This window comes from Ilumatobacter sp. (assembly GCF_049588435.1).
Lineage (GTDB): Bacteria > Actinomycetota > Acidimicrobiia > Acidimicrobiales > Ilumatobacteraceae > Ilumatobacter_A.
The window spans coordinates 1-9,883 of sequence record NZ_JBAVYV010000463.1; the positions used below are offsets into that span (position 1 = coordinate 1).

Below are 9,883 nucleotides of genomic sequence, written 5' to 3' on the forward strand. Positions count from 1 at the left end.
ATGGCATCGGATCCGGGCTTCTTGCGCAACTCGGCAAGCATCGGCTCGGAGATGTCCATCCCCGACACCGACACGCCACGTGCCGTCAGCGGGAGAGCGACACGACCGGTGCCGATTGCGAACTCGATCGCCGCGCCACCATCGGCAAGCACGGCAAGCGCGTCCGCAGTTCGGTCGATCTCGTCCGTGGAGAACTTGGCTCCAGCGCTCCTGTCGTACCCGGCCGCAATTGCCGGATCGAGGTGCTGATCCGGTGCCGCGAGCTGCTCGGACCGAGATTCGCTATGAGTCACGCCACAACGGTGACACACGAGTCGATTGTCGCGACGACGCGTTTCGGCAGAGCGAAGTCGGCGAGGCGTGCCGAGTGGGTGCGCGGCGCGTGCCATCGCCCCGCTGCCTTGCGCCCTATCTGAAACGCCACTGGCCGGGTCGACACACGATCTGCTCGGGCTTGCCGAGGATCGACGTGCCGATCTCGCGCGCCTCCAGGTGGCGCTGCCTGGTGACGTTCTTGGTGGCGTCGGCGACACTTCAGCCGAGAGAATCCGGGTTCAGTCTGAATTCGGTGTGGCGTGCGAGTGCGTCGACAACTCCCTTGACAATCGACGATCTACTCGTCATACTCCGAACAGTGTCAGTGAAAACGAACAGCGACAGGATAACCAGACGCCGTCAGGAATCGCAGTCCGAGATCTTGGACGCATCCTGGGCGGTCGTCCGGGAGCACGGTCTCGCGGGTCTGTCGATGCGTGACCTCGGCGAGCGCGTCGGCATGCGGGCGCAGTCGATCTACTCGTACTTCGCCTCCAAACACGACATCTACGACGCGATGTTCCTCCACGGATACCGAGCGTTCCTCGACTGGATGAACGAGGCCGCGAGTGACGAGGAATTCGCGGCCGAGCCGATGGCTGCTGCAAGACGTTCGATTCACGCATTCGTCGCGTTCTGCACCAACGATCCGGTTCGGTACCAGTTGCTGTTCCAGCGCACCATTCCAGGATTCACACCGTCACCGGAGAGCTACGCCGTCGCCATGCAGGCCTACGAACAGATGCGGACGCGACTCGCCGCCATTGGCGTGAAGGACCAGCCGACGTTCGACCTGTGGAGCGCAATGATGACCGGACTCACCGACCAACAGATCTCGAACGACCCCGGAGGGGACCGGTGGGTACAACTCATCGACCGCGCGGTCGACCTGTTGCTGGCTGACGTAGACATCAGCACCGGCGCCCACCCCAACGCAGAGAGCGAGCGAGCATGACCACCATGATCGCCGTCGACGTCACGACCATCCCGGCTCTTGGACACGGCGAGGCAATGGCCCTCCAGGCGACCGAACTCGATCGCGCTGTCGCGGTCCTGCGCACTCTCGACGACGATCAATGGCGAGCCCGGACGGTATGCCCGGATTGGGATGTTCGCCAGATGTGGCTGCATGTGCTCGGTGCTTGCGAGGCCGGTGCGTCCATGCGCAAGAACGTTCATCAGATGCGCGTTGCGCGCAAGCGCCGCAAAGATTCCGGGGTGTCGCTCGAGGCCGGATTGTCTGGGGTCCAAGTCGCCGAACGTGAACACCTCTCCCCGGAAGACCTCGTTGAACGCCTCGAACTCATCGCGCCGAAGACGGTCAAGGGCCGTTCGCGAACACCCCGCCCGATTCGCGCGATGAAGATCGGCATCGACGCCCCGGTGGTCGAGAGGTGGAGCCTCGGCTACCTGATTGACATCATCTACCTCCGCGACGCATGGATGCACCGCGTCGATACCGCCCGTGCCACGGGCGTCGAACTCGTGCTCACCGCCGACCATGACGGCCGCATCGTCGCTGATGTCGTCGCCGAGTGGGCACGCCGTCACGGTCAACCGTTCACGCTCGAATTGACCGGCATCGCCGGCGGCGTCTTCACCGCTGACGGTGGGGGCGAGCCGGTCGTGGTCGATGCGGTCGAGTTCTGCTCCGTGCTCGCCGGCCGCGGCGCGGCCACCGGTCTACTCGCCACGATCGTTCCGTTCTGAACATCCTCCCCTCCTCGCCACCAAGATCCAGTAGCTCAGGCAGCACCCATGGAGCGGGTTACTCCTGCCTACCTGCCCCGTATCGCCGGATAGATCACGCATGGCTGGCGACCGGCGCTCGTTTGGAGCAGCCGACGGGATCGGCCGATGAGCGCCGTCGTCGCGCCTGCCGTCGTCGCCTCGACCCACGGTTACGTCGGCCCCGGCCGACCACTGACACGCGAGTTCGACTGGCCCCACCGGGCCACATCTTCGAGATCGAGTGAGCCCGATGCGAACAGGTTGGTCACGACCGACCGGCGGCCGGCGTGCGTGCCGAGGCCAGCGGATTCGATGTGAACACGTTCCGCCGCTCTGCGGATCAGATCGCGCTCTCGCTGCGCCCGGCGAGCGTGACCTCGGCCAGCCACATTCTGCGGATGTTCGCCGGCTACCTGACCGATGCGTACCCGACCATCAACGGTCTCATCGACGTCGACCGTCACCACGTCGAGGGATTCAAGCGCTATCTCGCCACCCGCCCGGCCGGACCAGCGGCGGACTGTCACCGACCACGATCCACATCAAACTCGGCACACTGCGCACGTTCTTCCAACGCGTGTCGGAATGGGACTACCCCGAGGCACCGACACGCGTCCTGATCTTCAACGGCGACCTCCCCACACCCGACGATCCACTCCCCAAATTCTTGTCAGACCCGGACGCCGCGAACTTGATGCGCGCCGCCGACCAAGATCCGGTCCGACGGTTGGTGGTCGAGATGCTCGCCCGCACCGGGTTGCGAGTCGGCGAATTCTGCGAACTGACCGCCGACGCAGTCGTGTTCATGAACGGCCGGCACTGGCTGCGTGTGCCGATCGGCAAACTCCACAACGAGTGTGGTCAACCCGAACTCGAGGCCCTGCTCCAAGATCTGAACGAGCAGCGTCCCGACGTTCTTGCCCGTGATGCGGCACAGAACGTCGCTCGAAAGGTCAAAGCTCCGAAGGCGGTGCCGAAGCAACGACGCACGATCATCCCTGCTCAGACACGACAACTGATCGCCGAGCGCGACCCGCGATTCGCTGCGGCGGCTGCGCTTTGCTTCGTCCAGGGCTGGCGGATCAGCGAAGCACTCGGACTGGCTTGGCAGGACCTCGACCTCGACCAGGGGTCGGCCCTCGTGCGCCGGCGCTCGACGTATGCAGATCGAGTCGGCATGGTGCTCGGCCCGACAAAGACACGAGGAGCCACAGGCGTCCAGGTGCTCGGGCGAACCGTCGTGTCGCTGCGCCGGGCTCGCCGCGATCTACACGAAGCAGATCGTGCGGCGTATCCGGGCCCGTGGCCGACGGTCGAATACGACGGCGAGCAACTCGACCTCGTGTTCACGACCGCGGACGGGACGTCGACGCTGCGCCGGAACCCTCATCCAGCAGATCCGAGACGAAGCTCGCCAACGGACGTTTCGGCGGTGAACCCCTCAGTCACGTCGCCGAACTGTGCCTCGTGCGCGGACCTCACAACGTGACGGTCACGTGAGGCGACTGCAAGTGCTCGAGTCTTACCAGCCATCCGGTTTGCGCCACGGAGCGACCCACACCTGGCGAGTGCGATCGAAGAACGGCTCGGCCCCACCGTTGGGTGCTTTGTTGACCACCACAAATGACTCACCCGATGCATCGGGGACCCGCTCTTCCTCGTGGAAGTCTCCGGCATCGATCGGCCTCCTCGTTTGTCTCAAACGACTCTTTGAGACTCACGCTCCAAAAACGACGACGGGCGCCCATGGATCTCGATTTCACGTTTACCCTGCTCAGCAGGGTTCTCGTGGATCTCCATGGACGCCCGTGGACGTACTGGCGGAAGGCGTGGGATTCGAACCCACGGAAGCCCGAAGACTTCAACGGCTTTCGAGGCCGTCCCATTCGTCCGCTCTGGCAGCCTTCCTCGATCGAGGCTAGCGAGGAATTCGGGGTTCACACGGACGTCCGCGAAGGCGACGTCGCGGGCAGAATCGTCAGCGTCGAGCGCGAAAGAACGCTCGGAGCAGTTCGCCGCACTCGTCGCCGCGCACGCCCTCGATCGTCGTGACCGCGTGATTGAGGGGCGCTCCGCGCAAGAGCCCGAAGTGGCTCACCACCGCACCGGCCTTCGGGTCGGTCGCGCCGAACACGACGGTGCCCAACCGAGAGTTGACCATCGCCCCGGCACACATCGCGCATGGTTCGAGCGTGACGACCAGCGTGCAGTCGTCGAGACGCCAGTTGCCCACGTGGTCGGCGGCGTCGCGTAGGGCGAGGATCTCGGCGTGGGCGACCGGATCTCCGGCGAGCTCACGCTCATTGTGGCGTGCGGCGATCACCGCTCCGTCGTGGATGACGACTGCCCCGACGGGGACGTCGCTGTGATCGAGCGCGGCCCGCGCTTCGTCGAGCGCGAGGCCCATCCATCGATCGTGTTCGGCATCCATCGGCGGCTCCAGCCGGGTTCCATCGGGTACAACAGAACGGCCAGGGGTGAGAAACCCCTGGCCGTCGATGGCGGAGAGGGTGGGATTCGAACCCACGGACCCGTGAAGGTCACACGCTTTCCAAGCGTGCCGATTCGGCCGCTCTCGCACCCCTCCAGGTGTTGAGCTTCCACACACTATCGGTGCGTGAAAGTGGTGGTGGCCAGACGATCTGCGGCACACAGGCGATGCCGATGAAGGCTGCTACCTTCCGGTCCTGACCTGGTTCACGGGCGCCCGTTGCACAGGGCCCGGCCACCACCGCGGCTCATGATATCGCCGAGGCCAGCTTTCGTGCCTGCTGAGCGAGGTCGGGCGATCCGATGCGTTCGGCCATCGCCTCGAAGTCGTCGGTCGGCCCGCGCCAGCGCCAGTCGTCGACTGCTCCCACGTCCAGATCGACGTCGAGCGTCGCGATGGTGCGGAACAGCACAGCATCGTCGAGCTGTGCCTGCAGCGTCGCCGACAGCTTCGCCGCCCCGCGCAGCCCGGCCACGTCCCACTGTCCCGCCGCAGCAGGGATGTCTTCGATGTGGCCGTATCGGGCGAGCACCAGCGACGCGCTCTTCGCCCCCCAGCCCGGAAGCCCGGGGAAGCCGTCGGCGGTGTCGCCGACGAGGCCGAGGTAGTCGGGGATCGACTTGGGGGAGATCCCGAACTTCTCGATGATCGCGGCTTCGTCGAGGATCTCCCGCTTGCGCCGATCGAACTGCACCACACGTTCGCCGCGCACGCACTGCCCGAGGTCCTTGTCCGGCGTGACGATCAGGACCTGGTCGACACGCTCGTCGGCGTCGGCGACCGCGGCGGCCGCGCCGAGCGCATCATCGGCTTCGTGGCTCACCATCGGCCACACGACGAACCCGGCCGAAGCGAGCGCCTCCTCCATCACCGGGATCTGGGTCTTGATGGCCTCGTCCAACCCCGAGCCGTCCTTGTAGCCGTCGTAGAGGTCGTTGCGGAAGCTCTCGATCACGTGATCGGAGGCGACACCCACGTGGGTCGCGCCATCGGCGACGAGTGCCAGCGTGGAGGAGACCACGCCGGCGGCCGCGGCCGAGGGGTGGGTGTCGGAATGTCGTGACACCTGCCCGAAGTGCTGGCGGAACAGCTCGTAGGTGCCGTCGACGAGGTGCACGCGCATGTCCCTCACGGTAGTGCAGGTCGATGTTCTCGTTTGCGTGAGGAGTCTGCGGTCTCCGGGCGCACGAACCGCACGCGAACGAAGAAGGCGCTGGGGGTCAGAACCCGGTGAGCGCGTCGAGGAACGGTTGACCCACGAAGATCCCGGCGACCGCACCCGATGCCAGAAACGGTCCGAAGGGAAGCTGCGACTTCGAGTCCTCGCCCCGGAGCACGATCGTGGTCCCCGCCGCGAGTGAGCCGAGGACGAAACCGAAGAACAGTCCGGGAGCGACGATGCCGGGATTCAGCCAGCCCAGGAACAGTCCGAGCAGGGGTGCGAGCAGCACGTCGCCGAACCCGAACGCGACGTCGGCGCCGTAGACGACATTGCTGACGGTGTAGACCCCGCCGATGATCGCGAGCGCGATGATCGCCCCGAGGCCGGACATCCAGACCCGTTCGGGCTCGCCGACCACGAGTGCCGCGATGATCAGCGCGAGCCCGCCCAGCGCGATCCCGATGAAGGTGTTCTGTCGGGGCAACCGTCGGACGCGGATGTCGATCACCGACTGGAGGACGAGGACGGCCCCGAAGTACAGGTACGCCGGCAGCGCAGCGAACAGATCGTCACGAAATCGGAACGCGAAGAGCACCCACACCACCACGTTCGCGAGGACGACCGAGCGCCACCAGTTCCCGTCGAGCGTCGTTCGTGACGGAGTACGGCCCGTCGGGACCCGCGCCGCGACGACGGCGAGATACCACCCGACGATCGATCCGGCGACGATCACCAGCGGAAGCAACACGAACAGACTCATCAGCAGACCCGGACCGAATGTGCTGGCCCAACGGCGGAGGTTAGACCGGAGTCCAGACGTCACCCGGCCTGCGGATCGCGCGAGGATGGGCCGATGGCCAGATGGACGCGTGCATTGGTGACCGGAGCATCGTCGGGGATCGGTCGCGAGATCGCCCTGCAACTGGCGGCCGACGGGTCCGAACTGGTCGTCGTCGCCCGCGACGGTGATCGTCTCGAGGCACTGGCAGCGGAGGTCGACGTGCCCTGTCGGGTGCTGGTGGCCGACCTGGCGGAACCGAACGAGCTGTCGTACGTCGAGGACCGCCTGCGCGACGTTCCCGATCCGATCGACCTGTTGGTGAACAACGCCGGCCTTGGTTTCCAGGGAGCGTTCCACGAGCTCGATCTCGAACGAGAAGCAACCGTCGTCGACGTCAACGTGGTGGCCCTCCATCGACTGGCCCACGTCGCGGCCAATCAGATGGCGGCTGCCGGACACGGAGGAATCCTGAACGTGTCGTCGATGTCGGGCTTCATGGCGGCACCCGGGAGCGCGACGTATTCCGCAACGAAGTCGTTCGTCACGTCGCTCAGCGAGGCGATGCACGGCGAACTCGAGCCGCTCGGAGTCCATGTGACGGCGCTGTGTCCCGGCTTCACGAGAACCGAGTTCCAGGATCGGGCGAGCTACGACATCTCCGGAATTCCGGATTTCGCGTGGCAGACAGCCGAGGAGGTCGCGATCGCCGGGCTGCGCGGTGTCGCGGCGAACCGGGTGATCGTCGTGCCGGGCACCACGAACCGGATCGGTGCGAGTCTGATCAACGCGCTTCCGGGTTCGGCCCGCCGGTTCGCGGTCGGTCGACTCGCCCGCTAGCTCGACTCGCCCGCCGCGCTTGTCAGGCCGACGCTGTCGATTCGGCGGCGAGCCGCACGACTTCGTCGGTCGGGAACGGCCCGACCCAACCGGTGATCGGGGTGCCGTCGGCGGCGAGCAAGACCGCAGCCGGCTGGGACGTGATACCGATCTCCTGCCACGTCTCGAACGACTCGTCCCACAGCATGGTGAACGATGTCGTTCCGTGCTCGGCGACGAACGCCTCGGCCTCACCGAGACCGTCCTGGGTTCCGAGACCCACGACGATCAACTCGTCTGCATGATCACGAGCGAACTGCTCGACATCGGGAGCTTCCCGATTGCAGGTGGCTCAATGCGGCGCATACATCCACAGCAGAATCGGTTTCTCCTGCGGGACGAGGTTGCGGAAGTTGACCTTGCGTCCGCTCGTGACGTCGTCGAGCACGACGCTCGGCAACAGGTTCGTCTCGATCTCGGCCGTGGCGACGACGTCGGGGCCGACGAGGTCGACCAATCCGTCGCCGGTCGCAGCTGGATTGGCTTCCGCGGGCTGTTCGTCGACGGCTGCCGTGGAGTCGGCGGTCTCGCCGTCGGCGCTGACATCGGCGACCGCGTCGCTCGAACCGTCCGCGGTCGAGTCGGACCCGCCGCCGCACGCCGCGAGCACGACTGCCCCGGCAACCAGCGCCACCGTGAAGCGGCGACGCGAGCGCTTGGTCGAGGACGTGTGCACGGGCCGCATTCGTGCATTCTGTCGGGCCCGGCCACCGACTTCGACCCGATCCCCGGCTGTTCCTCGAACGTTTCGCACGGCCGCGAAGCGGCGAGATCACGTCGCGGTCAGCAACTCGCGGCGGAGACTCAACAACTTCGGCGCCGGATCTCCGTTCGACCACGCGTCGGCCATGATCACCCGTTCGTAGCTCTCCCATTCCTGGCGCACCCCCGCGAGATCGCCGGAGCGGGCATGGGCCCGCATCCGGAGGCCGACCAGTTCCTCGTGACCCGGGAGTACCTGCAGTCCGCGTCCCGTCGACCAGAACACGAGCTCGGTGTCGCCGATCGACAGGGCGTGACCGGCGAGTTCGGTCGTGGCGGTGATCGCGAGCAGGACGTGGGACGACGTGAGGCCGTCCGCATCGGGCCACAGATAGGAGGTGTCCGCGAACGGGAGGCCACGGACCAACTCGACGGCCGGGCGCAACACGTCGATGGCGTGGGTCGGAGGCGCCAGGCGGGCGTGCTCGACGCGCTGGGCGATGAGTTCCGCATCGGTCACGACCCGTTCGTGGAGCGGCAACGATTCGTTCAGCGTGCGGGCCAGCCACTCCGAACCGCCCGGAGGTGCCACGAGCCGGCCGAGTGCCCGACGCGCTTCGGACACCACGTTGGCGAAGGTGGCGTCGCGTACGTCCATCTCCCAGAGAGCTGTGCGCGCAGCGGCTCGTGTCGCGCGTTCGCGGTGGGTGGCCAACCAGGCGATCAGTTCGACGGTCTTCGAGCGCTCGAAGTCGCCGGGGGTGCCGTCCGCCGAGGTGATCGACACCGGTCCCATGATCCGCACGACGATGTCGTGCGGAACCGGGCGCAACGGGTCGGAGACGGTGTCGTTCGTGCCGAGGGATCGAGACGAGGCCTCTGCATCGACCGAACGCTCCGCGTCGGCCAGGACCTCGACGACGTCGTTGACGTCGTCGACCGTGATCCCGATCGGCGCGAGCACGACGCGTTCACCGAATGCGGAGAGTTCCCACCGGTCGGCGTGTCCAACGATGCGGGCTCCCGGTTCGACAACATCCGCTCGGACATCCTGCGGAGCGCACGCGGCCACGAGCGCGAATCCTCGCACGGGGCGAGCGGCGGCCGTCTCGATGTGCTCGAGCGCTCGGTCGTCTGTCGAGAGGAGGGCGATCGCTGGTTCCCACATCTCGCCACCGGTGCGGTGAGTGCGGAGTTCGAACGTCGAACGCCCGTCGATGAGTGTCGAGTCGACGAGCGACCTCGCCGCCGTGATCGCCTTCTCGGCCGACTCGACCTGGCGCGCGTTCGGGTGATCGAACAGGCACCGCGCGTCCAACGATGCCACGACCAGGTGCACGACCTCGGAATCGATCGACGTGGCGAGACCGGAGCCGATCGCGCGCACGACCTCGTCGGCCTGGTCGCGACCCGACTCCACCGTTGTGATCCCCGCTGCTTCGAGGTCGACCAACACGTCCCTCCCGTCATCGTCGATTCCGACCGTGACGAGTGCGAGGCACGGCTGACCCGCCTGGCGGGCGTCCTCGCTCAGCATCTCGATGGGGACCGATGCCGGGAGGGCCCAGGATGCACCCGACCCGATCCACGGCGCTGCGAGCGATGTCTCACCGGTGAGCCGCAGCAACAGCTCACCGTCCGCCGCGACCCGGACGATTCCGATCCTGACACCGTCGCTCGCGATCTGGTGAGCCGCGGCGCGCACCCCGATGTCGATCCTCGCGGCGCGCTCACCAGCGTCGACGGTACGGAGCCGCCGCTCGGTGGCCGCGATGTCCGGCGGCGGAGGAGGAACGCGGGCATGCGGAAGTGCGGAGCGCAGCGC

At 66.6% G+C, this 9,883-nt stretch carries 9 protein-coding genes, 2 tRNA genes, 1 other RNA gene and 2 pseudogenes; 4 read left to right on the plus strand and 10 right to left on the minus strand.

Annotated elements, in window-relative coordinates; all coding sequences use genetic code 11:
- Positions 1–293 (minus strand): annotated as a pseudogene (locus WBV89_RS17720) (SAM-dependent methyltransferase); the annotation flags it as partial.
- 347 nt (positions 294–640) lie between these two features.
- Here WBV89_RS17720 and WBV89_RS17725 point away from each other — a divergent pair.
- From WBV89_RS17725 to WBV89_RS17735, 3 genes are all read left to right on the plus strand, one after another.
- Positions 641–1,270: a TetR/AcrR family transcriptional regulator gene (locus WBV89_RS17725; protein WP_423982669.1), complete on the plus strand. Its 630-nt coding sequence runs from the start codon at positions 641–643 to the stop codon at positions 1,268–1,270.
- Complete coding sequence (locus WBV89_RS17730) at positions 1,267–2,025, plus strand: maleylpyruvate isomerase family mycothiol-dependent enzyme (RefSeq protein ID WP_423982661.1); 759 nt, start codon at positions 1,267–1,269, stop codon at positions 2,023–2,025. The genes WBV89_RS17725 and WBV89_RS17730 overlap by 4 nt, the downstream gene beginning before the upstream one ends.
- 598 nt (positions 2,026–2,623) lie before the next feature.
- On the plus strand, positions 2,624–3,535 hold the full coding sequence (locus WBV89_RS17735) for a tyrosine-type recombinase/integrase (RefSeq protein WP_423982662.1): 912 nt from the start codon (positions 2,624–2,626) through the stop codon (positions 3,533–3,535).
- A 329-nt stretch (positions 3,536–3,864) separates the two neighbouring features.
- Here WBV89_RS17735 and WBV89_RS17740 read toward each other — a convergent pair.
- The 6 genes from WBV89_RS17740 to WBV89_RS17765 form a co-directional block, all read right to left on the minus strand.
- Positions 3,865–3,954, minus strand: a tRNA-Ser gene (locus WBV89_RS17740).
- A gap of 70 nt (positions 3,955–4,024) precedes the next feature.
- Positions 4,025–4,477, minus strand: coding sequence for a tRNA adenosine(34) deaminase TadA (gene tadA, locus WBV89_RS17745; protein WP_423982663.1), 453 nt, complete (start codon positions 4,475–4,477; stop codon positions 4,025–4,027).
- 68 nt (positions 4,478–4,545) lie between these two features.
- Positions 4,546–4,633: transfer RNA gene (locus tag WBV89_RS17750), tRNA-Ser, on the minus strand.
- Positions 4,634–4,674: 41 nt separating this feature from the next.
- An RNA gene (ffs, locus tag WBV89_RS17755) (signal recognition particle sRNA small type) lies at positions 4,675–4,773 on the minus strand.
- An 11-nt stretch (positions 4,774–4,784) separates the two neighbouring features.
- On the minus strand, positions 4,785–5,660 hold the full coding sequence (locus tag WBV89_RS17760) for a 5'-3' exonuclease (RefSeq protein WP_423982664.1): 876 nt from the start codon (positions 5,658–5,660) through the stop codon (positions 4,785–4,787).
- Positions 5,661–5,757: 97 nt separating this feature from the next.
- Positions 5,758–6,459 carry a prepilin peptidase gene (locus WBV89_RS17765; RefSeq protein ID WP_423982665.1) on the minus strand — a complete coding sequence of 234 codons (702 nt, stop codon included), beginning with the start codon at positions 6,457–6,459 and terminating at the stop codon, positions 5,758–5,760.
- Between the two features lie 93 nt (positions 6,460–6,552).
- Between WBV89_RS17765 and WBV89_RS17770 the strand changes: the two genes are divergently transcribed.
- Positions 6,553–7,317, plus strand: a complete 765-nt coding sequence (locus tag WBV89_RS17770) for an SDR family NAD(P)-dependent oxidoreductase (protein ID WP_423982666.1) — start codon at positions 6,553–6,555, stop codon at positions 7,315–7,317.
- Positions 7,318–7,339: 22 nt separating this feature from the next.
- On the opposite strand, the gene WBV89_RS17775 is transcribed toward WBV89_RS17770, so the two are convergent.
- The 3 genes and pseudogenes from WBV89_RS17775 to WBV89_RS17785 form a co-directional block, all read right to left on the minus strand.
- On the minus strand, positions 7,340–7,579 hold the full coding sequence (locus tag WBV89_RS17775) for a TlpA family protein disulfide reductase (protein WP_423982667.1): 240 nt from the start codon (positions 7,577–7,579) through the stop codon (positions 7,340–7,342).
- 69 nt (positions 7,580–7,648) lie between these two features.
- The gene (locus tag WBV89_RS17780; protein ID WP_423982668.1) at positions 7,649–8,041 is read right to left on the minus strand and encodes a hypothetical protein; all 393 of its coding nucleotides are present in this window, start codon (positions 8,039–8,041) and stop codon (positions 7,649–7,651) included.
- Positions 8,042–8,128: 87 nt separating this feature from the next.
- Positions 8,129–9,883 (minus strand): annotated as a pseudogene (locus tag WBV89_RS17785) (hypothetical protein); the annotation flags it as partial.